Origin of the sequence: Pseudescherichia sp. (genome assembly GCF_031998825.1) — a bacterium.
GTDB lineage: Bacteria > Pseudomonadota > Gammaproteobacteria > Enterobacterales > Enterobacteriaceae > Pseudescherichia.
Genome location: NZ_DAMACX010000017.1, coordinates 15482 through 41264, shown reverse-complemented (window position 1 = coordinate 41264; position 25783 = coordinate 15482). Strand labels below are relative to the sequence as shown.

General features: G+C 57.9%; 25 protein-coding genes. 14 read left to right on the top strand and 11 right to left on the bottom strand.

The genetic code is table 11. The annotated features are described in order from the left end of the window. Positions 1-10: 10 nt before the first annotated feature. Both kduD and RTP97_RS10040 read left to right on the top strand, forming a co-directional pair. Positions 11-772 (top strand): 2-dehydro-3-deoxy-D-gluconate 5-dehydrogenase KduD, encoded by a 762-nt coding sequence (gene kduD / locus RTP97_RS10045; RefSeq protein ID WP_042387961.1) that lies wholly within the window; start codon positions 11-13, stop codon positions 770-772. 347 nt (positions 773-1119) lie between these two features. After that, complete coding sequence (locus RTP97_RS10040; RefSeq protein ID WP_312212876.1) at positions 1120-2538, top strand: sugar porter family MFS transporter; 1419 nt, start codon at positions 1120-1122, stop codon at positions 2536-2538. A gap of 46 nt (positions 2539-2584) precedes the next feature. Here RTP97_RS10040 and RTP97_RS10035 read toward each other — a convergent pair whose 3' ends face one another. The 5 genes from RTP97_RS10035 to RTP97_RS10015 form a co-directional block, all read right to left on the bottom strand. Beyond that, the gene (locus RTP97_RS10035) at positions 2585-3874 is read right to left on the bottom strand and encodes an ABC transporter substrate-binding protein (protein WP_312413162.1); all 1290 of its coding nucleotides are present in this window, start codon (positions 3872-3874) and stop codon (positions 2585-2587) included. Positions 3875-3887: 13 nt separating this feature from the next. Beyond that, complete coding sequence (locus RTP97_RS10030) at positions 3888-5015, bottom strand: ABC transporter ATP-binding protein (protein ID WP_312413159.1); 1128 nt, start codon at positions 5013-5015, stop codon at positions 3888-3890. A 12-nt stretch (positions 5016-5027) separates the two neighbouring features. Further along, on the bottom strand, positions 5028-5930 hold the full coding sequence (locus RTP97_RS10025) for a carbohydrate ABC transporter permease (protein ID WP_312413157.1): 903 nt from the start codon (positions 5928-5930) through the stop codon (positions 5028-5030). Then, entirely contained in the window at positions 5923-6813 is an 891-nt protein-coding gene (locus RTP97_RS10020; RefSeq protein ID WP_042387955.1) for a carbohydrate ABC transporter permease, read from the bottom strand. Before RTP97_RS10020 ends, RTP97_RS10025 begins: the two co-directional genes overlap by 8 nt. Positions 6814-7184: 371 nt before the next feature. Then, positions 7185-7514, bottom strand: coding sequence for a cupin domain-containing protein (locus tag RTP97_RS10015; protein WP_312413156.1), 330 nt, complete (start codon positions 7512-7514; stop codon positions 7185-7187). 149 nt (positions 7515-7663) lie between these two features. Between RTP97_RS10015 and RTP97_RS10010 the strand changes: the two genes are divergently transcribed. Continuing rightward, complete coding sequence (locus tag RTP97_RS10010; protein ID WP_312413154.1) at positions 7664-8356, top strand: aspartate/glutamate racemase; 693 nt, start codon at positions 7664-7666, stop codon at positions 8354-8356. On the opposite strand, the gene RTP97_RS10005 is transcribed toward RTP97_RS10010, so the two are convergent. Then, positions 8353-9279: a LysR family transcriptional regulator gene (locus RTP97_RS10005; protein WP_312413153.1), complete on the bottom strand. Its 927-nt coding sequence runs from the start codon at positions 9277-9279 to the stop codon at positions 8353-8355. The genes RTP97_RS10010 and RTP97_RS10005 overlap by 4 nt on opposite strands. A gap of 113 nt (positions 9280-9392) precedes the next feature. Between RTP97_RS10005 and lysA the strand changes: the two genes are divergently transcribed. Together lysA and RTP97_RS09995 are read left to right on the top strand one after the other, a co-directional pair. Further along, positions 9393-10655: a diaminopimelate decarboxylase gene (gene lysA / locus RTP97_RS10000; RefSeq protein ID WP_312413151.1), complete on the top strand. Its 1263-nt coding sequence runs from the start codon at positions 9393-9395 to the stop codon at positions 10653-10655. Positions 10656-10665: 10 nt separating this feature from the next. Then, entirely contained in the window at positions 10666-11115 is a 450-nt protein-coding gene (locus tag RTP97_RS09995; protein ID WP_312413232.1) for a GNAT family N-acetyltransferase, read from the top strand. Here the strand turns inward: RTP97_RS09995 and galR are convergent. Further along, positions 11112-12119, bottom strand: coding sequence for an HTH-type transcriptional regulator GalR (gene galR, locus RTP97_RS09990; protein WP_312212860.1), 1008 nt, complete (start codon positions 12117-12119; stop codon positions 11112-11114). The two genes, RTP97_RS09995 and galR, sit on opposite strands and share 4 nt — an antisense overlap. A 421-nt stretch (positions 12120-12540) precedes the next feature. Between galR and aas the strand changes: the two genes are divergently transcribed. Together aas and lplT are read left to right on the top strand one after the other, a co-directional pair. Next, a complete protein-coding gene (aas, locus tag RTP97_RS09985) occupies positions 12541-14700 on the top strand; it encodes a bifunctional acyl-ACP--phospholipid O-acyltransferase/long-chain-fatty-acid--ACP ligase (RefSeq protein WP_312413148.1) in 2160 nt (719 codons plus the stop codon). Beyond that, on the top strand, positions 14693-15886 hold the full coding sequence (lplT, locus tag RTP97_RS09980; RefSeq protein WP_312413145.1) for a lysophospholipid transporter LplT: 1194 nt from the start codon (positions 14693-14695) through the stop codon (positions 15884-15886). The genes aas and lplT overlap by 8 nt, the downstream gene beginning before the upstream one ends. A 39-nt stretch (positions 15887-15925) precedes the next feature. Here lplT and RTP97_RS09975 read toward each other — a convergent pair whose 3' ends face one another. Together RTP97_RS09975 and RTP97_RS09970 are read right to left on the bottom strand one after the other, a co-directional pair. After that, the gene (locus RTP97_RS09975; RefSeq protein WP_312413144.1) at positions 15926-16966 is read right to left on the bottom strand and encodes an NADP(H)-dependent aldo-keto reductase; all 1041 of its coding nucleotides are present in this window, start codon (positions 16964-16966) and stop codon (positions 15926-15928) included. A gap of 123 nt (positions 16967-17089) precedes the next feature. Then, positions 17090-17308: a YgdI/YgdR family lipoprotein gene (locus RTP97_RS09970; RefSeq protein ID WP_312413143.1), complete on the bottom strand. Its 219-nt coding sequence runs from the start codon at positions 17306-17308 to the stop codon at positions 17090-17092. Positions 17309-17505: 197 nt separating this feature from the next. On the opposite strand from RTP97_RS09970, the gene RTP97_RS09965 reads away from it, so the two are divergent. Beyond that, the gene (locus tag RTP97_RS09965) at positions 17506-17751 is read left to right on the top strand and encodes a hypothetical protein (protein ID WP_312413141.1); all 246 of its coding nucleotides are present in this window, start codon (positions 17506-17508) and stop codon (positions 17749-17751) included. Positions 17752-17788: 37 nt separating this feature from the next. On the opposite strand, the gene RTP97_RS09960 is transcribed toward RTP97_RS09965, so the two are convergent. Both RTP97_RS09960 and mutH read right to left on the bottom strand, forming a co-directional pair. Further along, positions 17789-18502 (bottom strand): TerC family protein, encoded by a 714-nt coding sequence (locus RTP97_RS09960; RefSeq protein ID WP_312212849.1) that lies wholly within the window; start codon positions 18500-18502, stop codon positions 17789-17791. Between the two features lie 63 nt (positions 18503-18565). Continuing rightward, a complete protein-coding gene (gene mutH, locus RTP97_RS09955) occupies positions 18566-19261 on the bottom strand; it encodes a DNA mismatch repair endonuclease MutH (protein ID WP_312413139.1) in 696 nt (231 codons plus the stop codon). Between the two features lie 680 nt (positions 19262-19941). Between mutH and rppH the strand changes: the two genes are divergently transcribed. The 6 genes from rppH to RTP97_RS09925 all read left to right on the top strand — a co-directional run bounded on the left by rppH (position 19942) and on the right by RTP97_RS09925 (position 25781). Next, positions 19942-20472 carry an RNA pyrophosphohydrolase gene (gene rppH, locus RTP97_RS09950; protein ID WP_312212845.1) on the top strand — a complete coding sequence of 177 codons (531 nt, stop codon included), beginning with the start codon at positions 19942-19944 and terminating at the stop codon, positions 20470-20472. 12 nt (positions 20473-20484) lie between these two features. After that, the gene (gene ptsP / locus RTP97_RS09945) at positions 20485-22731 is read left to right on the top strand and encodes a phosphoenolpyruvate--protein phosphotransferase (RefSeq protein ID WP_312413137.1); all 2247 of its coding nucleotides are present in this window, start codon (positions 20485-20487) and stop codon (positions 22729-22731) included. A 165-nt stretch (positions 22732-22896) separates the two neighbouring features. After that, positions 22897-23772 carry a prolipoprotein diacylglyceryl transferase gene (gene lgt / locus RTP97_RS09940; protein ID WP_312413135.1) on the top strand — a complete coding sequence of 292 codons (876 nt, stop codon included), beginning with the start codon at positions 22897-22899 and terminating at the stop codon, positions 23770-23772. Positions 23773-23778: 6 nt separating this feature from the next. Beyond that, positions 23779-24573, top strand: a complete 795-nt coding sequence (thyA, locus tag RTP97_RS09935) for a thymidylate synthase (RefSeq protein WP_312413133.1) — start codon at positions 23779-23781, stop codon at positions 24571-24573. Positions 24574-24756: 183 nt separating this feature from the next. Beyond that, complete coding sequence (locus RTP97_RS09930; protein ID WP_312413131.1) at positions 24757-25227, top strand: prepilin peptidase-dependent protein; 471 nt, start codon at positions 24757-24759, stop codon at positions 25225-25227. After that, entirely contained in the window at positions 25218-25781 is a 564-nt protein-coding gene (locus RTP97_RS09925) for a prepilin peptidase-dependent protein (protein WP_312413230.1), read from the top strand. The genes RTP97_RS09930 and RTP97_RS09925 overlap by 10 nt, the downstream gene beginning before the upstream one ends. Positions 25782-25783: the final 2 nt, after the last annotated feature.

Genomic DNA, 25783 nt, shown 5'->3' with positions numbered 1-25783 from the left:
AGGAACCACTATGATTCTGAATGCATTTTCTCTTGAAGGTAAAGTTGCGGTTGTCTCTGGCTGTGATACCGGCCTGGGCCAGGGTATGGCGCTGGGTCTGGCGGAAGCGGGCTGCGACATCGTCGGGATTAACATCGTTGAGCCGACCGAGACCATTGAGCGCGTCACTGCCCTGGGTCGTCGCTTCCTGAGCCTGACCGCTGACCTGCGTCAGATCGACGGCATCCCTGCGCTGCTGGAGCGCGCGGTGAGCGAGTTTGGCCATATCGACGTGCTGGTGAACAACGCGGGTCTGATCCGTCGTGAAGACGCGATCAACTTCAGCGAAAAAGACTGGGACGACGTGATGGATCTCAACATCAAGAGCGTGTTCTTTATGTCCCAGGCGGCGGCGAAGCACTTTATCGCCCAGGGCAACGGCGGCAAAATCATCAACATCGCCTCCATGCTCTCTTTCCAGGGTGGCATCCGCGTACCGTCCTACACCGCCTCTAAAAGCGGCGTGATGGGCATCACCCGCCTGATGGCGAACGAGTGGGCGAAGCACAACATCAACGTGAACGCCATCGCTCCGGGCTACATGGCAACTAATAACACCCAGCAGCTGCGTGCTGACGAGCAGCGCAGCGCTGAGATCCTCGACCGCATCCCGGCGGGCCGCTGGGGTCTGCCAAGCGATCTGATGGGTCCGGTGGTGTTCCTGGCCTCCAGCGCCTCAGACTACATCAACGGTTACACCGTGGCGGTAGATGGCGGCTGGCTGGCGCGTTAATTACCTCTGGCGTTGAAAAGTGTCGGGTGGCGCTGCGCTTACCCGACCTACAAGATCCTGCCACACGGCGGGATTTTTTATCGTCGTAAATCAGATAAATCCATATGCTCAATAACGAAATATCCATATCAAAATGCCAAATAAAGGCGCTTCCCTGCTTATTTATTAGCTAAAACATGATATTAAAATAATTTGATAATATTAAATATGGTTATGAAAGTGGAATATCCATCACATAAACTATATGCATAGCAATATTATCCATATCTATGACCGTTAACCCCTGACACCTTTCGCCATCCCTCTCTTACTTTCAATAGACGATTTACTACTTCAGGCAACAAAAGATGAGTTTACTGAGTCATAATGCACCGTCATTGCCGCGCGCGTTGCAGGATACGCGGCGCATGAATCTTTTTGTCTCTGTCTCCGCCGCCGTAGCCGGTCTGCTGTTTGGTCTGGATATCGGCGTGATCGCCGGGGCGCTCCCCTTTATTACCGACCACTTTACCTTGACCAGCCGCCAGCAGGAGTGGGTGGTGAGCAGCATGATGCTGGGGGCGGCCATCGGGGCGCTGTTTAACGGCTGGCTCTCGTTTCGTCTGGGGCGTAAATACAGCCTGATGGTAGGCGCGATCCTTTTCGTGGCTGGCTCCCTCGGGTCGGCCTTCGCCATCAACGTTGAGGTGCTGATCTTCTCGAGGGTGATCCTCGGCGTCGCGGTCGGCATCGCCTCCTATACCGCGCCACTCTACCTCTCCGAGATGGCGAGCGAGAACGTGCGCGGGAAGATGATCAGTATGTACCAGCTGATGGTCACGCTGGGGATCGTGATGGCCTTTCTCTCTGACACGGCGTTGAGCTACTCCGGTAACTGGCGCGCCATGCTGGGCGTGCTGGCCTTGCCAGCGCTGGTCCTGATTGCGCTGGTCATCTTCCTGCCAAATAGCCCGCGCTGGCTGGCGGAGAAGGGACGACATATTGAGGCGGAGGAGGTGCTGCGCATGCTGCGCGATACCTCCGAGAAGGCGCGGGAGGAGCTGAACGAGATCCGCGAAAGCCTGAAGCATAAGCAGGGCGGGTGGGGACTGTTTAAAGCCAACCCGAACGTGCGTCGGGCGGTATTTCTCGGCATGCTGCTGCAGGCGATGCAGCAGTTTACCGGCATGAACATCATCATGTACTACGCCCCGCGTATCTTTAAGATGGCCGGGTTTACCACCACCGAACAGCAGATGCTTGCCACCCTGGTGGTTGGCCTGACCTTTATGTTCGCTACTTTTATCGCCATCTTTATGGTGGATAAGGCCGGACGTAAGCCCGCGCTGAAGATCGGTTTTAGCGTCATGGCCTTTGGCACGCTGGTGCTGGGCTACTGCCTGATGCAGTTCGATAACGGCACCGCCTCGAGCGGTCTCTCCTGGCTCTCTGTCGGCATGACCATGATCTGTATCGCCGGATACGCCATGAGCGCCGCGCCGGTGGTGTGGATCCTCTGCTCGGAGATCCAGCCCCTGAAGTGTCGCGACTTCGGCATTACCTGCTCGACCACCACCAACTGGGTGTCGAATATGATTATCGGCGCGACCTTCCTGACGCTGCTTGATGCCATCGGCGCGGCGGGAACGTTCTGGCTCTATACCGCGCTGAATATTGCCTTTGTGGGCATTACCTTCTGGCTGATCCCGGAAACGAAGAACGTCACCCTTGAACATATTGAGCGTAAGCTGATGGCGGGAGAGAAGTTAAGAAATATCGGGGTATAAACCGTAGGCCGGGTAAGCGGAGCGCTACCCGGCACAACTGTAAAACCTAGCGCATCGCGCGTTTCAGGATACGTTCAGCCTGGCGCTGGAAGTCAGCCGCAGTCTCTTCCACGGTTTTCTGGCCGTAGTCGATGTACTGCAGCGAGGTACCAAACTGGGCCACCACCTGCGGATCGTCAAAGTAGGGCGATACCGTCAGCTTCGCAGGCAGAGACTGCGCCAGGCGCAGGCCGGCAACCGACGGATCCTCCTCTTTGATGGTGCCGTTCGCGGTCAGGGTCTCCACCGCCGCCTTGCTCAGCGGTACGCCGCGCTCAAGACCCAGCGTCTCGGCTCCCTCTTTGCTGTTCAGCAGGAAGTTAATCAGCTGCGCCGCCTCTTTCGGATGCTTGGTGGATTTACCAATCGACAGCATCTGGGCCGGTTTAAAGAACAGGCCGGCGTCGGTCGCGCCCGGCAGCATCGGATAGCTGCCCAGCTCCAGCTTCGCCGGTGGCTTCAGGTTGTCGGAGTATTTGGTGATGGTGGAGTTCCACATGTAGGTACCGCCCCATTCACCCTCGATCCACGGCTTCATCTCATACATGTTGCTCTTACCAAACGACGCGTAATATTTGGTATCCGGCATCACGTGGTTGTCGACCAGATCTTTATAGGTCTGGAAAAACTCCACCCACTGCTCTTTGCTGTAGGCGAATTTTTTGGTCTTCTCATCCACCGCCGGGATATTGTACTTCTGGATCATGTACGAGTTCAGCAGCGCCAGGGTGTCCTGGTGCTCCAGCACCACCGGGTAGTACTGCTTGCCCAGCTTGCTCTCAAAGGTCTTGCCCGCAGCCTTCAGCTCATCCCAGGTTTTCGGGTACGCAACGCCCGCTTTTTTCCAGGTCTCATTGTTAAAGTAGAAGACGCGTGCGGTCACGGAGATGGGGATCCCGTTCAGCTTGCCGTTGACGGTGGTCGACTGCAGCTCTTTCGGATCGAACTGGCTCAGATCGATCACGTCCTTCACCTGGTTGAGGTCGTAAAACCCGTCGCCGTTTTTGGAGAAGATCGGCAGCCAGTTCCAGTTGGTCTGCATCACGTCAGGCTCGGTGCCACCGGCGATCTGCGTCGTCAGGCGGGAGAGGTGGCCGTCCCAGCCGGTATATTCAGATTTTACGTTAATGTCCGGATGCTGCTTGTGGAACTCCTCGATCGCCTTCAGCGTCACCTGATGGCGGCCGTTGCCGCCCCACCAGGACATACGCAGGTCAACGTTATCCGCCGCCTGTGAAGGAAGGGCGCTCAGGCCTAATGTGGCGGAGATTGCTGCGCTTAAAAGCACTTTTTTCATTTTTATACTCCAGTTAGAGAGAGATGTTCTGTTCAGTTTTCGCGTCAAAGATATGACACTTATCCATGTCAAACGTAAACCAGACCTTGCGGTTAAGGCCCTTTTCAATCATCGGTTTAGCTTCGTCGGACGGTATGCGAGCGGTCAGCTCATAGTCGGCAACTTTGAGGTAGACAAAGAACTCGTGGCCCATGTTTTCGGTGCGCACCATCTCGCCGGAGCAGCAGCCTTCGGCAAAGGGTTCATCAGAGAGGGAGACAAATTCCGGACGCACGCCGAAGAACACCGACTGGTTCTGGTACGCGGCCACTTTCTCCTGCTGGCGAGCGTTCAGCGGCAGGCTCTCATCGCCGATGGTGATATGCAGGCGGCCCGCTTTATCAATTAGCTTGCCAGGCTTGATGTTCATCTCCGGCGCGCCGATAAAGCCCGCCACGAACATGTTTTTCGGGTAGTGGTAGAGGTTATCCGGGGTATCCACCTGCATGATGTGCCCCAGCTTCATCACGCAGATGCGATCGCCCATGGTCATCGCTTCGGTCTGGTCGTGGGTCACGTAGACGGTAGTGGCCGGTTTGCCAGAGCTTTTGAGCTGCTTATGCAGATCTGAAATACGGATGCGCATTGAGGCGCGCAGCTTAGCGTCGAGGTTAGAGAGCGGTTCGTCAAACAGGAACACGTCCGGCTTCTTCACAATCGCCCGGCCTACCGCGACACGCTGAGCCTGGCCGCCTGAGAGCTGGCGCGGCAGGCGCTCCAGCAACTCTTCCAGCTCAAGGATCTTCGCCGCTTCGTCCACGTACTTGTCGATCTGCTCTTTCGGCATCTTGCTCAGCTTGAGGCCAAAGGCGAGGTTCTCGCGCACCGTCATGTGCGGGTAGAGGGCGTAGTTCTGGAATACCATCGCAATCCCGCGCTCTTTCGGCGCGAGGTTGTTCACAATCTTCTCGCCGATGCGCACTTCGCCGCCGCTGATGGTCTCCAGTCCGGCCAGCATGCGCAGGGTCGTAGACTTGGCGCAGCCGGACGGGCCGACAATCACCATAAACTCTCCGTCAGCGATCTTCAGGTCGATACCATGTACCGCTTTAAAACCGTTGGAGTACACTTTTTCCAGCTTGTTGAAAATAACTTCAGCCATGATATTTCCCTCTTAACCTTTAATTCCACTGCTGGTCACGCCCTGTACGAAGTAGCGTTGAGCCAGGAAGAAGACAATGATGGACGGCAGAATGGAGATACTCGCCATTGCCAGAATTTCGTTCCACGGCGCGCCTTCGGTCACGTCGATGGACATTTTCAGCGCCAGGGCAATCGGATACTTATCCACGCTGTAGACGTAGATCAGCGGGCCGATAAAGTCGTTCATCGACCACATGAACTGGAACAGCGCCACCGAGATAATTGCCGGCTTCAGGATCGGCACCACCACGTACCAGAGCACCTGGGCAGAGTTACAGCCGTCGATCTGCGCTGCCTCTTCCATGTCACGCGGTACGCCGCGCAGAAACTGGATCAGCATGAAGACAAAGAAACCCTGGGTGGCAAAGGCCAGCGGCAAATAGAGCGGCATATAGCTGTTGAGCATGCCCATCTCACGGAACATCAGGTACTGCGGGATCAGCAGCACGGTGCTTGGCAGCAGCATGGTGGTGATCAGCGTGGCGAACCAAAACTTCTTCCACGGGATCTCGAAGCGGGCAAAGCCGTAGGCCACGATGGTGGAGGAGATAATGGTCAGGATCACTTTCGGGATCACATACTTGAATGTATTCAGCATGTAATGGCCGAAGTTATACTCGGTACCGGTTTTCCAGCCGTTAATGAACCCGTCCCAGGTGGCGTTGGCTGGCCACAGGCTCAGGGTGGTGAAGATCTCGTGGTTAGGCTTGAACGCCGCCGAGAACATCCACACCAGCGGGTAGAGCATCAGCAGGCCAACAAACAGCAAAATGACATAGCGGATCCACGCGCTGATCTTCTCGCGACGCAGCGTGCGGGCCACCTCACGTTCGGCGTGGCTCGCAGCCGGGGAAATTTGTTGAACGTCAGCCATTTTTGCCTCCCTTATCGGCGGAGTAGAAGACCCAGTATTTTGATGACTTAAAGGCAATGGAGGCGAAGACAGCCACCACCAGGAACAGTACCCACGCCAGCGCCGCGCCGTAGCCCATGTCGAAATACTTGAAGGCGGTGTCGTAGATGTAGAGCGAGAAGAGGTAGGTGTAGTAGGTCGGGCCGCCGCCGGTAATGACGTACGGGCCGGTAAACTCCTGGAACGCCTGAGTGGTCTGCATGATGAAGTTGAAGAAGATCACCGGGGTAATCAGCGGCACGGTCACCTTCATAAACATCTGCCATTTCGACGCGCCGTCGATCATCGCCGCCTCATACTGCGACTGCGGAACGTTTTGCAGCGCGGCGAGGAAGATCACCATCGCGGAACCAAACTGCCAGACGCGCAGCAGGGTCACGGACATCAGCGCCAGCGACGGCTCGCCCAGCCAGTTCACCGGATCGAGGCCGAAAACGCCGATAAAGCTGTTCAGCAGGCCGTCGATGGCAAACAGCGCGCGCCACAGCACGGCGATAGCAACGGAGCTGCCCAGGATGGATGGAATGTAGTAGGCGGTACGGAAAAAGCCGATGCCGCGTAATTTAAAGTTAAGAACAAAGGCAATCCCCAGCGCGAAGGCCAGCTTCAGCGGGATGGTTAAAAATACGTAGGCAAAGGTGACGCCCATTGATTTCCAGAACAGGGAGTCCTCGGTCAGCATGTAACGGTAGTTTTCAATCCCGTTAAATACCGGCGGACTCATTAAGTCATACTCAGTAAAACTGAGGAAAAACGAGGAAACGAAGGGAAAGGCCGTAAAGACGATCAACCCGATGATATAGGGCGATATCCAGGCCAATCCCAGCAGTCTGTTTTCATTCATATATACCTGCCTGGGTGTATGATTGCTTTTTAAAACGGTGTTTTAATTTATCTTATTGCGATTTATTTCTGCGTCATTCGATTAATTATGGAAATGTGATCAAAGTCGAAACGATGTTTCAATAAGGTGAGCCAGGTGACATTTCAGGTGAACACGAGCGGTAAGTGCCTGGATAAGTGAATGATTAACCCGCTAATGATTTGCTATAAATAAAAATGCCCTCGCGATGGAGGGCTTTAATTTATTGATACTGTGATCGTCTGCAAACCGCACCGCGCTCGCCGTAGGCCGGGCAAACGCAGTGCCGCCAGGCGTGGCAGCGTTAGCATGGTAACGCCCGGTGGCGCTACGCTTACCGGGCCTACAATGACTTAATATGCTGCGAGGAAATCCTCACGTACCGGCGTAAAGGTGTCGAGCAGGGTGCCTGCCTTTAAGCAGACGCAGCCGTGCACGATGTTCGGCTCTTTATAGAGGGTATCCCCGGCGCGAACGATATGTTTCTCATCGCCGATGGTAAATTCAAACTCACCGGACAAAACATAGGTAAGCTGTTCATGAGGGTGGTTATGCAGTGGGCCAACCGCGCCTTCGCTAAAATTTACCTCTACCGCCATCATTTTGCCCGCGTGGGCCAGAATGCGCCGGGTAACGCCGTTACCCAGATCGTCGAGCTGGGTCTGCTGGTGGAAAGTAAACATGAGAGCGTCCTGTAATAAATGGGTTAAGAGTAAAACAATGTTTCATTAAATTTATATCAGCCAGCGTTAAAAAGAAACGCGACGCCTAATAAGTGGAAAGCCGATCACAAGTTTGTTTTCACGGGCGGATAACAGGGGAGAGAGGCAAGATGAAAACCATAGGACTGCTGGGCGGGATGAGCTGGGAATCGACCATTCCCTACTACCGTCTGATCAATGAGGGAATAAAAGCCCGGCTGGGCGGCCTGCACTCCGCCAGCCTGCTGCTGCACAGCGTCGATTTTCATGAGATTGAGGCCTGCCAGTCGAGCGGTGACTGGGATAAGGCCGGGGATATTCTCGCCAGCGCCGCCGCAGGCCTTGAAAGCGCCGGAGCGGAAGGGATCGTACTCTGCACCAATACCATGCATAAGGTTGCCGACCAGATCGAAGATCGCTGCAACGTGCCGTTTTTGCACATCGCCGACGCTACCGCCCGGGCGATCCAGAAACAGAACCTGCAGCTGGTCGCGCTGCTGGGCACCCGCTACACCATGGAGCAGGATTTCTACCGCGGGCGAATGCGTGATGCCCACGGCATTGAGACCTGTGTCCCGGACGGGGAGGATCGCGCCAGGGTTAACCAGATCATCTTTGATGAACTATGCCGGGGCACCTTCAGCGAGCCGTCGCGGGCATACTTTATCGATCTGATTACCCGGATGGCGAACCAGGGGGCGCAAGGCGTGATCTTTGGCTGCACCGAGATTGGCCTGCTGGTCTCCCAGGATCAAAGCCCAATCCCGGTATTTGATACCGCCGCGCTGCACGCCGCCGACGTCGTCGACTTTATGCTGGATTAACGCTCCGCCAGCACCGCCTCTAACGGCGCGATAATTCGCGGCACCGCCTGCTGTAAGTGAGCGGAGAAGGCATCCACCAGCGCGGAGGCGGGGCGGTGCAGGGGGCGGATCAGGCTAACGGTAAAGGGTACGTCGATGCTGAAGGGCCTCACCACCACGCCGCTGCTGGCGTAATCGAGGGCGGTAAGGGGATTGACCACCGACACGCCGACCCCGGCGCGCACCATCGCGCAGACGCTGGCGGCGCTATGGGTCTCTACCACCATGCGGCGTTTTACCTGATGCTCAGTGAACAGCGCATCCAGCAGCTGGCGATAGCTGTCCGAGCGCGACAGGCTAATGTAGTTCTCGCCCTGAAAATCCTGCGGCGTGAGCACCTCATGCTGCGCCAGCGGATGCCCGGCGGGCAGAACGCATACCTCGTTCAGGGTCAGCAGCGGCGTGCGCTCGGTCCCGGCGGGCGTGCTGAGGGTTTCGGTCAGCCCAAGGTCATGTCGCTGCGCAGAGAGCCACTCCTCCAACAATGGCGACTCCTGTGGCACCACGTTGAGACTCACCTCCGGGTAGCGGGCAAGAAAAGGCTGCAGCAGCAGGGGCAGAAACGACTGGGAGAAGACCGGCAGGCAGACGATAGACAGCTCCCCCTGACGGAACTCCCGCAGGCTCTCGGCAGCGCTGACGATGCGATCCAGACCGTACCACGAGCGCTGCACCTCCTCAAACAGGCGCAGGCCCTGCACCGTTGGGTGCAGACGGCCCCGCGAACGTTCAAACAGCGTCAGGCCAATCACCTTTTCAAAGCGCGCCAGCTCCCGGCTGACGGTGGGCTGCGAGGTGTGCAGCAGGCGAGCGGCCTCGGTCAGGTTTCCGGCGGTCATCACGGCGTGAAAAATTTCGATATGGCGAAGGTTAACGGCGGGCATGGGTTTTCCTGCGGCGCAAGGTATATCAGATATGCATAGAATCGTAACATAACGATATTTTTTATTCCGTTCGGCCTGTGGCGTAATAGTGAAAAATCATTATGGAGTTCGCCATGCCACGCCCGTTAAACAATACCGATACCGCACTCACTGCCGCCAACCTGCACAGCCTGGTGACTGAATTTGGCTGCCCGGTCTGGGCCTACGACGCCGAGATTATCCGCAGCCGGATTGCGCAACTGGCGAAGTTTGACGTGGTGCGTTTCGCCCAGAAGGCGTGCTCCAATATTCATATTCTGCGTCTGATGCGCGAGCAGGGCGTCAAGGTGGATTCAGTATCGCTGGGCGAGATCGAACGCGCGCTGGCGGCGGGCTACCAGCCGCAGAGCGATGCGGATGAGATCGTCTTCACCGCCGATCTGATCGATCCGCCGACGATGGCCCGCGTGCATGAGCTACAGATCCCGGTTAACGCCGGCTCGGTGGATATGCTGGCCCAGCTGGGGGCGGTCTCTCCGGGCCACCGCGTCTGGCTGCGGGTTAACCCTGGCTTCGGCCACGGCCATAGCCAGAAAACCAATACCGGCGGCGAGAACAGCAAGCACGGGATCTGGTACAGCGATCTGCCCGCCGCGCTGGAGGTTATGCAGCGCTACCAGCTTAAGCTGGTGGGCATTCATATGCACATCGGCTCGGGCGTGGACTACGGCCACCTTGAGCAGGTCTGTGGCGCGATGGTCAGCCAGGTGATCGCGTTCGGCCAGGATCTGGAGGCAATCTCTGCCGGGGGCGGACTGTCGATCCCTTACCGCGAAGGGGAAGAGGCGATCGACACCGATCACTACTTTGGCCTGTGGAACAGTGCCCGGGAAAAAATCGCCGCCCATCTGGGGCATCCGGTGAAGCTCGAGATCGAGCCGGGACGCTTCCTGGTGGCCGAATCCGGCGTGCTGGTGGCTCAGGTGCGCAGCGTCAAAATGATGGGCAGCCGTCACTTTGTGCTAATTGACGCTGGCTTTAACGACCTGATGCGCCCGGCAATGTACGGCAGCTATCACCACATTAGCGCCCTCGCGGCAGACGGTCGCGATCTGGCCGCTGAACCGCTTATCGATACCGTAGTGGCCGGTCCGCTGTGTGAATCCGGAGACGTCTTTACCCAGCAGGCGGGCGGAGAAGTTGAAACCCGTGCTCTGCCTGCGGTAGCGCCGGGAGACTATCTGGTGCTGCACGATACCGGGGCCTACGGCGCATCGATGTCCTCCAACTACAACAGCCGTCCGCTGCTGCCGGAAGTGCTGTTTGACGGCGGCGCGGCGCGGCTGATCCGTCGTCGGCAGACCATCGACGAGCTGCTGGCGCTGGAGCTGCTGTAAGACAATGAGCGTGACGATCCTGCCTCTGTACGACGCGCCGCACTTTGCGGATCAGGTGACCGACTGGCTGTGGGCGGCCTTTGGCGAGACGCTGTCGCGAGACTTTTTTGCCAGCGTAATCGCCCATAGCCAGCGGCCCGAGGCGCTGCCTCTTACCTTTATCGCTACTGAGGGGGAGAAGCTGCTGGGTACGGTTGGGCTCTGGCGCTGCGATCTCATCAGCCGTCAGGATCTCTGGCCGTGGCTGGCGGCGCTCTACGTCGATGAGGCCGCGCGCGGGCAGGGGCTGGCGGGCAGGCTTCAGCAGCACGTGAAGGATTACGCTCGGGAGCAGGGCTTTACCCAGCTGCATCTCTACTCCGCCTGCCGCGATTTTTACGAGCGCTTTGGCTGGCACTACATCGGTGACGGCCTGGACTACCCGGCCACCACGGTGCACCTCTACCGCTGCGCGCTTTAGCTCTCCTGGAGGGTACCCACCGAGTGACGGCGCACCAGCGTCGGGCTAAAGAGATGGGTGATCTCCGGCAGAGGCTGCTCTTTCGCCAGCGCCAGGGCCAGCTCTGCGGCCTGGGTCGCCATCGTGACGATAGGGTAGCGCACGGTGGTCAAGCGCGGACGGACGTAGCGGGAGATCAGCACGTCATCAAAGCCTATCAGCGAGATCTCGCCCGGCACTTCAATGCCGTTGTCGTTTAACACACCCATCGCGCCGGCGGCCATCGAGTCGTTATAGCAGGCTACGGCGGTAAAATGTCTTCCCCGCCCGAGCAGCTCGGTCATCGCCTGCTCGCCGCCGCTCTCATCCGGCTCGCCCCAGGTCACCAGCCTGTCGTTACAGGGTAAGCCGTTCTCCCGCAGCGCATCGTAATAGCCCTGGAGGCGATCTTCCGCATCGGAAATAGCGTGGTTGGAGCAGAGGTAGCCAATTTTGGTATGCCCCTGCTGGATAAGATGCCGGGTCGCCAGCCATGCGCCGTAGCGATCGTCCAGCGCCACGCAGCGTTGCTCGTAGCCGGGCAGAATGCGGTTGATCAGCACCATGCCGGGCATCTGATCCATCAGCGCAGCTAACTCTTCATTGGGAATGCTTTTGGCGTGGACTACCAGCGCCGCACAGCGGTGGCGCATCAGCTGCTCAATAGCGCGCCGCTCCTTCTGTTCATTATGGTAGCCGTTACCAATCAGCAAAAAGTTACCGGTATGGTAGGCCACCTGCTCCACGGCTTTGACCATGGCACCAAAAAAGGGGTCAGAGACGTCGCCGACCACCAGTCCGATGGTCTCCGTTGACTGCTGGGCCAGGGCGCGAGCATTGGCATTGGGATGGTAGTTGAGTGAGGCCATGGCGCTTTGCACCGCCTGCCGTGAGGCGTCGCTGGCTTTGGGAGAGTTGTTAATGACGCGCGACACCGTGGCGACGGAGACACCTGCGAGCTTTGCAACATCCTTTATGGTCGCCATTCTGAACCTTCTTTAATGGGTAAACGTTTACACCTGATTAAGTGTTGCGGAAAAGCGCGGCGGGTTCAAGGCTCTTGCTCTTCTGAAGTGCGCAAACGTGAGCCAAAGCGCATGTACAGTGTGGAACCGTTACACCCGTGTTACCCAGCAAATAAAACAGAAAAAGGGTAATTCAAACCTTTAGTTACACTTTGCGATGAGCTGTTGCGATTGTTCCCTGGCATCCACCGGGGGGAGGGGCCACAATCAAGATCCCAGAGGTATTGATTGGTGAGATTTCAGTACGTATAGAGTACTCACTTTTTGCACCAACCTGCGCGGATGCGCAGGTTTTTTTTCGCCCCGATTTTGCTGCCCGCCACACTTCTCGTGTAATCTGCCACAATTCTTGCCATACCCCGAACGACTGAACAGGAAGTTAATGATGCTGGGCTTTTTCCGCACCCTCGTCCGTCTGCTCTACCGCGTCGAGCTCACCGGCGATACGCAGCCGCTGCGCGGCGAACGTGTACTCATCACCCCCAACCACGTCTCTTTTATTGACGGCATCCTGCTGGCGCTGTTTTTACCGGTGCGCCCGGTATTTGCGGTCTATACCTCAATTAGCCAAAGCTGGTACATGCGCGCCCTGTCGAGCCTGATTGACTTTGTGCCCCTCGATCCCACCAAGCCGATGTCGATCAAGCAGCTGGTGCGCCTGATCGAAAGCGGGCGCCCGGTGGTGATCTTCCCGGAGGGACGCATCTCGGTCTCCGGTTCGCTGATGAAAATTTATGACGGGGCCGCCTTTGTCGCGGCTAAATCGCGGGCAACGGTGATCCCGGTGCGCATTGAGGGGGCAGAGCTGACCTTCTTTAGCCGCCTGAAGGGGCTGGTGAAGCAGCGCCTCTTCCCGCGCATCAGCCTGCATATTTTGCCCCCAACCCAGCTGCCGATGCCGGACGCGCCCCGCGCCCGCGATCGTCGCCGTCTGGCGGGCGAGATGCTGCATCAGATCATGATGGAAGCGCGCATGGCCGTGCGCCCGCGGGAGACGCTGTTCGAAGCCCTGCTGGCGGCGCAGTACCGCTACGGCGCAGGCAAGAACTGCATCGAGGATATCAATTTCAAGCCCGATACTTACCGCAAGCTGCTGACCAAAACGCTGTTTGTGGCGCGCATCCTGGATAAGTACAGCGCCCAGGGCGAAACCATCGGCCTGATGCTGCCGAACGCGGGTATCGCGGCGGCGGTAGTCTTCGGTGCCATCGCCAGGGGACGCGTTCCGGCGATGATGAACTACACGGCGGGGGTGAAGGGCATGGGCAGCGCCATTACCGCCGCGCAGATCAAAACCATCTTTACCTCCCGCCAGTTTATGGAGAAGGGCAAGCTCTGGCATCTGCCGGAGCAGCTAACCCAGGTGCGTTGGATCTACCTGGAGGATTTGAAAGGTGAGGTGACTACAGCCGATAAGCTGTGGATCTTCGGCCACCTGCTGATGCCGCGCCTGGCGCAGGTGCCGCAGCAGCCGGAAGATGACGCGCTGGTGCTCTTTACCTCTGGCTCGGAGGGCAATCCGAAAGGAGTGGTGCACAGCCATAAAAGCATTCTCGCCAACGTGGAGCAGATCCGAACTATCGCCGACTTTACCGCGCGGGATCGCTTTATGTCGGCTCTGCCGCTGTTCCACTCCTTTGGCCTTACCGTGGGGCTCTTTACCCCGCTGCTGACCGGAGCAGAGGTCTTTCTCTACCCCAGCCCACTGCACTACCGTATCGTGCCGGAGCTGGTCTATGACCGTAACTGTACCGTGCTGTTTGGTACCTCGACCTTCCTTGGGCACTACGCCCGCTTCGCTAACCCCTACGACTTCTACCGCCTGCGCTACGTGGTAGCCGGGGCGGAAAAGCTGCAGGAGAGCACCCGCCAGCTCTGGCAGGACAAATTTGGCCTGCGCGTGCTTGAGGGCTACGGCGTGACCGAATGCGCGCCGGTGGTCTCCATCAACGTGCCGATGGCAGCGAAGCCGGGCACGGTGGGGCGTATTCTGCCGGGGATGGACGCGCGCCTGATGGCGGTGCCGGGCATTGAAGAGGGCGGCAGGCTACAGCTGAAGGGGCCAAACGTCATGACCGGCTACCTGCGCGTCGAGAACCCTGGGGTGCTTGAGCGCCCGGCGGCGGAGAACGCCGAGGGTGAGATGGAGCCCGGCTGGTATGACACCGGCGACATCGTGCGCTTCGACGAGCAGGGCTTTGTGCAGATCCAGGGCCGGGCCAAGCGCTTCGCCAAAATCGCCGGGGAGATGATCTCGCTGGAGATGGTCGAGCAGTTGGCATTGTTGGCCTCGCCGGACAAACTGCACGCCACGGTGGTCAAGAGCGACGCCAGCAAAGGCGAGGCGCTGGTGATGTTTACCACCGACAGCGAGCTGACCCGCGAGATGCTGCTCCAGCAGGCGCGCGCTCAGGGCGTACCGGAGCTGGCGGTGCCGCGCGATATCCGTTTCCTCAAGCAGCTGCCGGTGCTGGGCAGCGGCAAACCGGATTTTGTTACCCTGAAAAGCAAACTTGACGAGACGGAAGCGCAACATGCATGAGTCAGTGAGCACTAACAATTCTCTGCTGTCGAAGGGCATGCTGGCGGTTACCGTCGCCCAGTTCCTCTCGGCGTTTGGCGATAACGCCCTGCTATTTGCCACCCTGGCGCTGCTCAAGGCCGAGTTCTATCCCGACTGGAGCCAGCCGATCCTGCAGATGGTGTTTGTAGGCGCTTACATCCTCTTCGCCCCCTTTGTTGGTCAGGTGGCGGACAGCTTTGCCAAGGGGCGGGTGATGATGTTCGCCAACGGGCTGAAACTACTCGGCGCGCTGAGTATCTGCGTGGGTCTTAATCCTTTTATTGGCTATACGCTGGTGGGCATTGGCGCGGCGGCTTACTCTCCGGCCAAGTACGGTATCCTCGGCGAGCTGACCACCGGCGATAAGCTGGTGAAGGCCAACGGCCTGATGGAGTCCTCGACTATTGCCGCCATCCTGCTGGGTTCGGTGGCGGGCGGCGTGCTGGCAGACTGGCATGTGCTGGCGGCGCTCGGCGTCTGCGCCCTGGTCTACGCCGGGGCGGTGGTAGCGAACCTGCTGATCCCCAAACTGCCTGCGGCACGGCCTGGTCAGAGCTGGCGTTTTGCCCCGATGACCCAGAGCTTCTTTCACGCCTGTAAAACGCTGTGGCTGAATGGCGAAACCCGCTTCTCGCTGGTGGGCACCAGCCTGTTCTGGGGCGCAGGGGTAACGCTGCGCTTCCTGCTGGTGCTGTGGGTGCCGGTGGCGCTGGGCATTACGGATAACGCGACGCCAACCTATCTTAACGCTATGGTGGCGGTGGGGATTGTTGTCGGCGCGGGCGTGGCGGCGAAGCTGGTGACCCTGGAGAGCGTGGCCCGCTGCATGCCTGCCGGGATCCTCATCGGCGTGGTGGTAACGCTATTTTCGTTACAACATGCATTGCTGCCTGCCTACGGCCTGCTGGTGCTCATCGGCGTGCTGGGCGGATTTTTCGTCGTGCCGCTCAATGCGCTTCTGCAGGAGCGCGGGAAACGCTCCGTCGGGGCAGGCAACGCTATCGCGGTGCAGAACCTGGGCGAGAACGCGGCGATGCTGATTATGCTGGGGTTCTACTCACTGGCGGTAAAAGCGGGTGCGCCGGTAGTCGGCGTCGGGGTCGGCTTTGGTGTGCTGTTTGCGCTGGCGATCGCCGCCCTGTGGCTGTGGCAGCGCCGTCGATAAAAAACATGCCCGGCAGGCGTATTCCGCCGGGCAATTCACTTACGGTGCCGGGTAGGTGTACACCTTGTGCACCGCCTCAATCTCCGCTAATACCTCTTCGCTCAGCTCCAGATACAGGCTCTCCACGTTGGTCTTCAACTGATCCATGGTCGTGGCTCCCAGCAGGGTGCTGGCTACGAACGGCTGGCGACGGACAAAGGCCAGCGCCATCTGCGCTGCATCCAGGTTATGCCGTTTAGCGATATCCACATAGGCAGCGATCGCTTTTTGCGTCTGCTCGCCGCTGTAGCGCGTAAAGCGGCTAAAGAGCGTGTTGCGCGCCCCGGCGGGCTTCGCACCGTTCAGGTATTTACCCGTCAGGGTGCCGAAGGCCAGACAGGAGTACGCCAGCAGCTCTACGCCCTCAAACTGACTCACCTCTGACAGACCGACCTCAAAGCTGCGGTTCAGCAGGCTATAGGGGTTCTGGATAGTGACGATACGCGGCAGATCGTGCTTATCCGCCAGGTGCAGGTAGCGCATCACGCCAAACGCTGTTTCGTTGGAGACGCCGATGTAGCGGATCTTGCCCGCCCGCTGACACTCGGTTAGCGCTTCCAGCGTGTCGAGAATAGTCACGCCGGGCGCGGACTCGGCCCACTCATAGCCCAGCTTGCCGAAGCAGTTGGTTGGGCGCTGCGGCCAGTGAACCTGGTAGAGATCGAGATAGTCGGTCTGCAGACGTTTCAGGCTGGCGTCCAGCGCTTCACGGATGTTTTTGCGATCCAGCACCTGATTCTGGCGAATGCCGCTGTCGTTATTGCGGCTGGGGCCGCTCACCTTGGAGGCGATAACCAGCTTCTCACGGCTGCCATGCTTCGCCAGCCAGTTGCCGACGTAGGTTTCGGTTAAACCCTGGGTCTCCGGGCGCGGCGGCACCGGGTACATCTCTGCCACATCGATCAGGTTGATACCCTGGGCTACGGCGTAATCAAGCTGTGCATGGGCCTCGGCTTCGCTGTTCTGCTCACCAAAGGTCATTGTGCCCAGCCCCAGCGTGCTTATCTCAAGCGAGCTGTGAGGGATACGGTGATAATGCATAGCCGGCTTCCTTGTTTTTTAACAACGTCAGGGGCTTCCTGACAAAGGAATATAAACATGGCAGAGGGGAGGCAAAAGGGGAAGAGAAAAATCAAAAGGCCAGCGGATTGCTGACCTTAGCACTTAACGTTCGATAATTTGCGACACATCATCACGGTTAATCTGCATCTCGTTGCCCTGCTGATCGCGATAGCTGACCAGCCCGGTATCGTCATCAACGGCAGGCTTGCCTTCGGTGAGGATCATACGGCCATCTTTGGTCGCCATCACATAGTCGCTGCTGCATCCTGAAACTGCACAGGCTAAACCCACTGCGGAAATCACTACTGCCCATTTTTTCACGGTTGTTCTCCTTCTCAAGGCCAAAATCTGTATTGAGTGTAGTAATAACGCATGGATACGAAAGGAAAAAGCGGGAAAATCTTAAAAGACAGCGCGAAATAGCTGCGTTCACCACAGTTTACCCTACGCATAGCATGGTAATATTTCCGTGACGTAATTAACGTTACAGGTAACGGAGAGGAGAGATGGAGATACGCGTGAAAACGCTTGAGGAGAAGGTGGAGTCGTTGGTCACGGATGTCGCCGTGATTAAATCTAACTATGCAACAAAGGAGGACGTTTCAACCATCAGGGTAGAAATAGCACAGACTAACGTCAGGATTGCAGATGTAAAGGCCGAGCTTCATAACACGCTTAGAGCGCAGGTTACGACGATCGTTGGCTCAATGATTGCGATTACCGGCGTTGCTTCAGGCGTCATCATCAAATTTCTCGCCCATTAATGCAGCGATGGCTCCCCCGTAGCGGGGGAGCGAGAGATTACAGCGGATTCTTTTTGTTGCGCAACAGGTTCAGGGTCTCGACGGCGATCGAGAAGAACATGGCGAAGTAGATGTAGCCTTTCGGCACGTGGATGCCAAAACTCTCCAGCATCAGCGTAAAGCCGACCAGGATCAGGAACGACAGGGCCAGCATTTTTACCGACGGGTGACGATCGACAAACTCGCCGATAGGGCGGGCAGCAAACATCATCACGCCGACGGAGATCACCACCGCCGCCATCATAATGAAAAGATGATCCGACAGACCCACCGCCGTAATGACCGAGTCGAGGCTGAAGATAATATCCAGCATCATGATCTGTACGATGGCACCAAGGAAAGAGTGAACGTTGGTTTTCAGCCCCTCCTCTTCACCTTCGATGGACTCGTGGATCTCCTTGCTGGCTTTCCAGATCAGGAACAGACCGCCGAGCAGCAGGATCAGATCCCGGGCGGAGACCGCGTGATCGAAAACGCTAAACAGCGGCGTAGTCAGCCGGGTTACCCACGAGATAGAGGCCAGCAGCGCCAGACGCATCAGCATTGCACCCGCCAGGCCGATACGCCGGGCGTGGTTGCGCTGTGCGGTCGGAAGCTTAGCAACGACCAGAGAGAGGAAAATAATATTGTCGATTCCGAGCACAATCTCCAGCAGCGTCAGCGTACCGAGCGCGAGCCAGGCGTTGGGATCGGTTATCCATGCAAATAACATCGTAAAGTCCTGCCAAAAAAAGAAGCGCTAATTATAAGCCTGCGGCGGAAGAGGGCAAAAAAATTAATAACCCTGCAACAAAAAATGCCGCTCCAGCAGGGCGCGGGTAAAGTTCTTCTTCAGGTAGAAGCCTCGCGGCAGCGTGAGGATCGGCTGACCGTGCTGGCCCACCGCCTCGGTCAGCGCCTTGCTGTTCGCCGCCTTGGGCCGCAGCTGTAGCACCTCGCCATGGCGAGCGGTAATGCTCTCTACCTGGCCCAGCACGATAAGATCCATCAGCTCCTCCCAGTCCATCCGCAGCTGCTGCTCTTCCCGCTCGCTGGGGCTCCACAGCAGCGGCGAGCCAACCCGGCGGCTGGCGATGGGGATCTCCCGCGATCCCTCTACCGGGATCCACAGCACCCGCTTGAGCTTGTGGCGCACATGGCTGCTCTCCCAGGTGACGCCGCTGTTGCCGGTCAGCGGTGCGACGCAGACAAAGGTTGTCTCCAGCGGACAGCCCAGGCTATCCACCGGAATGGTTTTCAGCTCCACACCCAGTGCGGCAAAATCCTGCTCAGGCTTGCTGCCCGCGCTCGCCCCCAGCCAGCGCTCCAGCAGCACCCCGGTCCAGCCCTTGTCACGCTTGAAGTCTGCCGGCACCGGCAGGCCAGCCAGCGCACCTAGCTCGCCAAGGGTGAGCCCGGCCAGCCGTTGCGCCTGCTCCAGCAGGACACTTTCCGAAACGGGCGGCGAAGTAAAAGGGGAGAGCGGCAGCATATGAACAACCTCAGGTTAAAAAATGAACAGCAATAGTGCACAGGGGGTAATGCGTAAGATCTTTTCCCACAGCGATGAACAACACAATGATTTTTAGGGTTTTTTTCCCTTGTGCTCTGTTTGTTGCGCAACAGCTCGCAGGGTTTTCCAAATCTGGTCACTGACAATGAACAGGATCTTACACCATGTTATCCACAGAAAAGTGGGATAAGTGAGAAAAAGCGGCACTACTGTTTCCATTTACAGCCTTGACGTGCGAGCAAAATCGAATTTTCGTACAAATTGTGCTTAACTTAGTGGCACAATCTGTGGATAAAACCGACTCTGTTCGATCTTTCATCAGTTGCCGGATCGGCCATGTGATGCACATCACATATTGATCCCACGGGCGTAAAGATCGTGGTATAACCTAATGAATAGTCCCATATTATTTTTTTGAGTGATAAACAGATTATTCAGGGTCGTCTGGGTTTTCCCGGGGTAATTCCATACTTCTGCACAACTCTATCCACAGAAATCGTGAATAAAACCGCGGCTGGAGCCCTCATTCTGTTTATAACTCAGGTGATAATTGTGAGTTATTCAAATGTTATTCGGTTATAGCGTATTGAGAGAGTGGTTTACCGTACCTCACGAGTGTGAAACAATCGTTTAATTCAGGTTTATTTTGAGGTAGTCCGGTGATTGATGACGATGGCTACCGCCCAAATGTGGGTATCGTAATCTGTAATCGACAAGGCCAGGTGATGTGGGCCAGGCGCTTCGGTCAGCACTCATGGCAGTTTCCCCAGGGGGGTATCAACCCTGGTGAGTCCCCGGAGCAAGCTATGTACCGGGAGCTGTTCGAAGAGGTGGGGCTGAGCCGTAAGGATGTGCGTATTCTTGCTTCGACCCGCAGCTGGTTGCGTTACAAGTTACCAAAACGTTTGGTGCGTTGGGACACAAAGCCGGTTTGTATCGGCCAAAAACAGAAGTGGTTTCTTTTGCAATTGATCAGCAACGATGCGGATATCAATATGCAAACCAGCAGTACCCCTGAGTTTGATGGCTGGCGCTGGGTAAGCTACTGGTATCCTGTTCGTCAGGTCGTCTCGTTTAAACGCGATGTTTATCGTCGGGTGATGAAGGAGTTTGCAAGTGTGGTGATGGCGCTGACGGAGAGCACCCCAAAGCCACAACACTCTCCTGCCTGGCGACGTAAGAGAGGATAAGCCTTACATATCATGCTCACCCGGTTACGAGAAATAGTTGAGAAAGTTGCCAGCGCGCCGCGCCTTAACGAGGCGCTGGATATCCTGGTGACCGACATCTGTCTGGCGATGAACACCGAAGTCTGTTCGGTCTACCTCGCCGATCACGACAGACGCTGCTATTACCTGATGGCGACGCGCGGTTTGAAAAAGCCGCGCGGCCGCACCATTACGCTCGCATTCGATCAGGGTATCGTTGGCCTGGTAGGCAGGCTGGCGGAGCCGATTAACCTCGCCGACGCGCATAAACACCCCAGCTTCAAGTACATTCCCTCAGTAAAAGAGGAGCGGTTTCGTGCGTTTCTTGGCGTGCCGATTATTCAGCGACGCCAGCTGCTGGGCGTGCTGGTGGTGCAGCAGCGCGAGCTGCGCCAGTTTGACGAGAGCGAAGAGTCGTTTTTAGTCACGCTGGCAACCCAGATGGCTGCCATCCTCTCCCAGTCGCAGCTTGCCGCCCTGTTTGGTCAATATCGCCAGACGCGCATTCGTGCGCTGCCTGCCGCTCCCGGCGTGGCTATCGCCGAGGGTTGGATGGATGCCACGCTGCCGCTGATGGAGCAGGTCTACGAGGCCTCGACGCTGGACACCGGCCTTGAGCGTGAACGGCTCACCGGCGCGCTGGAAGAGGCCGCAGGCGAGTTTCGCCGCTACAGCAAGCGTTTCGCTGCCGGCGCACAGAAAGAGACGGCGGCCATCTTCGATCTCTATTCCCACCTGCTATCGGACGCCCGTCTCAGACGCGAGCTGTTTGACGAAGTCGATCGCGGTTTCGTGGCCGAGTGGGCGGTTAAAAAGGTCATTGGGCGCTTTGCTGAACAGTTTGCCGCCCTTTCCGACGGCTACCTGAAGGAGCGTGCCGGCGACCTGCGCACGCTGGGGCAGCGCCTGCTGTTCCATCTCGACGATAGCCTACAGGGACCCAATACCTGGCCCGAGCGCTTTGTGCTGGTTGCCGACGAGCTTTCCGCGACTACGCTGGCGGAGCTTCCCCACGATCGGCTGGTAGGGGTGGTGGTTCGCGACGGTGCGGCCAACTCTCACGCGGCTATTATGGTGCGGGCGCTGGGCATTCCAACGGTGATGGGGGCCGATATCCAACCTTCGGTACTGCACCGCCGCACGCTGGTGGTGGATGGCTACCGGGGCGAGATCCTGGTCGATCCCGAGCCGATCCTGCTCCAGGAGTATCAGCGTCTCATCACCGAAGAGAACGAGCTAAGCAAGCTTGCTGAGGATGAGGTTAACCTTCCCGCCCAGCTGAAAAGCGGCGATCGGGTTAAGGTGATGCTCAACGCGGGCCTTAGTCCTGAGCATGAGGAGCAGCTCGGCAGCCGCATCGACGGTATTGGCCTCTACCGCACTGAAATCCCGTTTATGCTGCAAAGCGGTTTTCCCTCGGAAGAGGAGCAGGTGGCCCAGTACCAGGGGATGCTGCAACTCTTTAACGAGAAGCCGGTTACCCTGCGCACGCTGGACGTCGGCGCGGATAAGCAGCTGCCCTATATGCCCATCAGCGAGGAGAACCCGTGCCTGGGCTGGCGGGGGATCCGTATTACGCTCGATCAGCCAGAGATCTTCCTGATTCAGGTCCGGGCCATGCTGCGCGCCAACGCCGCTACCGGTAACCTCAGCATTCTGCTGCCGATGGTCACCAGCATCGAAGAGGTAGACGAAGCTCGCCGCCTGATTGAGCGCGCCGGGCGGGAAGTTGAAGAGATGATCGGCTACGCCATCCCCAGACCGCGCATTGGCGTGATGCTGGAGGTGCCTTCGATGGTCTTTATGCTGGCGCATCTGGCAAGCAGGGTCGATTTTATCTCCGTTGGCACCAACGATCTCACCCAGTACCTGCTGGCGGTCGATCGCAACAACACCCGCGTGGCGAGCCTCTACGACAGCCTGCATCCTGCCGTTCTGCGGGCGCTGGCGACGATTGCCCAGGAGACGGAGCACCACGGAATCGATCTCTGCCTGTGCGGTGAAATGGCGGGCGATCCGATGTGCGTTGCGGTACTGATTGGCCTTGGCTATCGTCATCTGTCGATGAACGGCCGCTCGGTGGCTCGTGTTAAATACCTGCTGCGCCATATCGATCGCGAGGATGCCGAGACCCTGGCAAACCGCGCTTTGGAAGCCCAGTTCACCAGCGAGGTGCGTCATCAGGTAGCGGCCTTCATGGAGCGCCGTGGCATGGGTGGCCTGATCCGCGGCGGACGCTAGCGTTAGCGGCTGCGGGTAAAGGGAAGATACAGATCTTTTACAACTTCGCCCTAATCGCCCGCCTGGCTTATGCTATGATTCCCAGCTTTGGAGCGCCCCGTTAAGCGGACGCACATCTTAACCGCTGTCGATTTTTGGCGGAATAACAACACTTTGTGGTGACAGATGAATAATGGATATCTGCGTTTTCCCGATTTCGATCCGGTAATTTTCTCTATCGGACCGGTTTCGCTGCACTGGTACGGCATGATGTACCTGGTTGGCTTTATTTTTGCCATGTGGCTGGCTGGTCGCCGCGCAAATCGTCCCGGCAGCGGCTGGACGAAAAACGAAGTGGAAAACCTGCTCTATGCAGGCTTCCTGGGCGTCTTCCTTGGCGGACGCATCGGCTACGTGCTGTTCTACAACTTCCCGACCTTTATCCAGGATCCGCTCTATCTGTTCCGCGTCTGGGATGGCGGCATGTCCTTCCACGGCGGCCTGGTTGGCGTGATCGTGGTGATGATCATCTTTGCCAAACGCACTAAGCGCACCTTCTTCCAGGTCTCCGACTTTATTGCACCGCTGATCCCGTTTGGGCTGGGTGCCGGGCGGCTGGGTAACTTTATCAACGGCGAGCTGTGGGGCCGCGTCGATCCGAGCTTCCCGCTGGCGATGCTCTTCCCTAACTCCCGCGCGGAAGATATGGCGCTGCTGCCTTCGCACCCGGAGTGGCAGACTATTTTTGACACCTACGGCGTACTGCCGCGCCACCCTTCACAGCTCTATGAGCTGGCACTGGAGGGGGTTGTGCTGTTTATCATCCTTAACCTGTTTATTCGCAAGCCGCGCCCGATGGGGTCGGTATCAGGTCTGTTCCTGATCGGCTATGGCGCATTCCGCATTATCGTGGAGTTCTTCCGCCAGCCGGACGCGCAGTTTACCGGCGAGTGGGTGCAGTACATCAGCATGGGCCAGATCCTCTCTATCCCAATGATTATTGCGGGCGCGCTGATGATGGTCTGGGCGTACCGCCGTCGCCCGCAGCAACACGTCTCCTGAGGAATCATGAAACAGTATTTAGAACTGATGCAAAAAGTGCTGGATGAAGGCACGAAGAAAAACGACCGTACCGGCACCGGCACGCTTTCCATTTTTGGCCATCAGATGCGCTTTAACCTGCAGGAGGGCTTCCCGCTGGTGACCACCAAGCGCTGCCACCTGCGCTCAATCATTCATGAGCTGCTGTGGTTCCTGCAGGGCGATACCAACGTCGCCTACCTGCATGAAAACAACGTCACTATCTGGGACGAGTGGGCCGACGAGCAGGGTAACCTCGGCCCGGTCTACGGCAAACAGTGGCGCGCATGGCCGACGCCCGACGGTCGCCACATCGACCAGATCGCGACCGTGCTGAACCAGCTGAAGACTGATCCGGACTCCCGGCGGATCATCGTCTCTGCCTGGAACGTCGGCGAGCTGGACAAAATGGCGCTGGCCCCGTGCCACGCGTTTTTCCAGTTCTACGTTGCGGATGGCAAGCTCTCCTGTCAGCTCTACCAGCGCTCCTGCGATGTCTTCCTCGGCCTGCCGTTTAATATCGCCAGCTACGCGCTACTGGTGCATATGATGGCGCAGCAGTGTGATCTGGAGGTGGGTGACTTCGTCTGGACCGGCGGCGATACCCATCTCTACAGCAACCACATGGAGCAGACGCATCTGCAGCTGACCCGTGAGCCGCGCGCGCTGCCGAAGCTTGTGATCAAGCGTAAGCCGGACTCGCTGTTCGACTACCGCTTCGACGACTTTGAGATCGAAGGCTACGATCCGCACCCTGGGATTAAAGCCCCGGTCGCTATCTAACGCTGACAGCCTGCCACAGCCGGCGCGTTAATGCGCCGGTTTTTTCTCTCTATCATTCCGTTCTGCGACCCGCTTTCCCGCTGCGATGTAACCCTCTGCAAATCACACTATTTCTCTCGTAGCGCCTCGTAAAAGTAATCATCTCGCCTCGCATGCGTTGCATTTTGGGTGCAGAGTGCGGCAATGAAAAAAGAGCAGGGTTACACCCTTATTGAAACCACAGTGGCGATGATTGTTCTGGCGATGCTGGGCGCGTCGGGACTGTACGGCTGGCAGAGTTACCAGGCGCATCAGCGGCTGTGGCAAACCGCCTGGCAGGTGCGTGACTATCTGGAGTTGCTGCGGGACGATGCCAACTGGCACAACCGGGATCGTAAGGTATCGGTGAAGCAGGAGAGCGGCCGCTGGTGCCTGCTGGCGTCGGCTGACGCGCAGGCAACCTGTGGTGCGGATAATCCCTTTGCGCTACATCCGCGCTGGCCAGAGGTGGCGCTGGTGGATATCACCCCCTCGCTCGGCTTTTACGGGCTGCGCAATACGGCATGGGCCGGACATATCACGCTGCGTAGCGAGGCGGGGGAGTGGCAAATCATTGTATCAAACTGGGGGCGGATAAGAGTATGCCAGCGTACAGACAGCGGCGCTTGCAGCTGACCGAGGGTGGTTTCTCTCTACTGGAGGTGCTCATCGCGATGACCATCGGCAGCGTACTTTTGCTCAGCGCGGCCCGCTTTTTACCTGCGCTACAGGCAGCAATGCTGCACCAGGCCCGGCAGCAAACGTTGGAGGAGGCGCTTTGGCAGCATCTTTTCACGCTAGGAAAGCATCTCCAACGGGCCGGCTACTGTCGGGGCGAGTGCATTGGGCAGCCGCTAGTCATTGGCCGTCAGGGAGCCTGCGTTATCGTGCAGTGGGATGCCAACGGCAACGGCCGGTGGGAGCACTCGCCCCTCTCCGAGGCGGAGCAGACCGGCTTTCGCCTGCAGAACGGCGTGCTGGAGACGCGGCAGGGGGCAGAGAGCTGTGAAGAGAAGGGGTGGGATAAAGTTACCGATCCCGCTACGGTCAGCGTACAGCGCTTCACGGTGAGCCGCCAGCTGCAGGGCGTTTTGGCCCCCGCGCTGACGGTAACGCTGGCGGCGGCTCCCCTTGACCATCCCCAGGAGGTCATTAGCGCGACCTATAGCGTGGTGGGGTACAACTTATGAAA

What these genes read in the sequence shown, in the direction of transcription:
- RTP97_RS10015 (WP_312413156.1), bottom strand. Translation starts at nt 7,514, where the DNA reads ATGTTTACTTTCCACCAGCAGACCCAGCTCGACGATCTGGGTAACGGC.
- lplT (WP_312413145.1), top strand. Translation starts at nt 14,693, where the DNA reads ATGCATGAGTCAGTGAGCACTAACAATTCTCTGCTGTCGAAGGGCATG.
- aas (WP_312413148.1), top strand. Translation starts at nt 12,541, where the DNA reads ATGATGCTGGGCTTTTTCCGCACCCTCGTCCGTCTGCTCTACCGCGTC.
- RTP97_RS09975 (WP_312413144.1), bottom strand. Translation starts at nt 16,966, where the DNA reads ATGCATTATCACCGTATCCCTCACAGCTCGCTTGAGATAAGCACGCTG.
- ptsP (WP_312413137.1), top strand. Translation starts at nt 20,485, where the DNA reads ATGCTCACCCGGTTACGAGAAATAGTTGAGAAAGTTGCCAGCGCGCCG.
- RTP97_RS10025 (WP_312413157.1), bottom strand. Translation starts at nt 5,930, where the DNA reads ATGGCTGACGTTCAACAAATTTCCCCGGCTGCGAGCCACGCCGAACGT.
- mutH (WP_312413139.1), bottom strand. Translation starts at nt 19,261, where the DNA reads ATGCTGCCGCTCTCCCCTTTTACTTCGCCGCCCGTTTCGGAAAGTGTC.
- lgt (WP_312413135.1), top strand. Translation starts at nt 22,897, where the DNA reads ATGAATAATGGATATCTGCGTTTTCCCGATTTCGATCCGGTAATTTTC.
- RTP97_RS10040 (WP_312212876.1), top strand. Translation starts at nt 1,120, where the DNA reads ATGAGTTTACTGAGTCATAATGCACCGTCATTGCCGCGCGCGTTGCAG.
- RTP97_RS09930 (WP_312413131.1), top strand. Translation starts at nt 24,757, where the DNA reads ATGAAAAAAGAGCAGGGTTACACCCTTATTGAAACCACAGTGGCGATG.
- RTP97_RS10035 (WP_312413162.1), bottom strand. Translation starts at nt 3,874, where the DNA reads ATGAAAAAAGTGCTTTTAAGCGCAGCAATCTCCGCCACATTAGGCCTG.
- RTP97_RS10005 (WP_312413153.1), bottom strand. Translation starts at nt 9,279, where the DNA reads ATGCCCGCCGTTAACCTTCGCCATATCGAAATTTTTCACGCCGTGATG.
- RTP97_RS09960 (WP_312212849.1), bottom strand. Translation starts at nt 18,502, where the DNA reads ATGTTATTTGCATGGATAACCGATCCCAACGCCTGGCTCGCGCTCGGT.
- galR (WP_312212860.1), bottom strand. Translation starts at nt 12,119, where the DNA reads ATGGCGACCATAAAGGATGTTGCAAAGCTCGCAGGTGTCTCCGTCGCC.
- kduD (WP_042387961.1), top strand. Translation starts at nt 11, where the DNA reads ATGATTCTGAATGCATTTTCTCTTGAAGGTAAAGTTGCGGTTGTCTCT.
- RTP97_RS10010 (WP_312413154.1), top strand. Translation starts at nt 7,664, where the DNA reads ATGAAAACCATAGGACTGCTGGGCGGGATGAGCTGGGAATCGACCATT.
- thyA (WP_312413133.1), top strand. Translation starts at nt 23,779, where the DNA reads ATGAAACAGTATTTAGAACTGATGCAAAAAGTGCTGGATGAAGGCACG.
- RTP97_RS10030 (WP_312413159.1), bottom strand. Translation starts at nt 5,015, where the DNA reads ATGGCTGAAGTTATTTTCAACAAGCTGGAAAAAGTGTACTCCAACGGT.
- RTP97_RS10020 (WP_042387955.1), bottom strand. Translation starts at nt 6,813, where the DNA reads ATGAATGAAAACAGACTGCTGGGATTGGCCTGGATATCGCCCTATATC.
- lysA (WP_312413151.1), top strand. Translation starts at nt 9,393, where the DNA reads ATGCCACGCCCGTTAAACAATACCGATACCGCACTCACTGCCGCCAAC.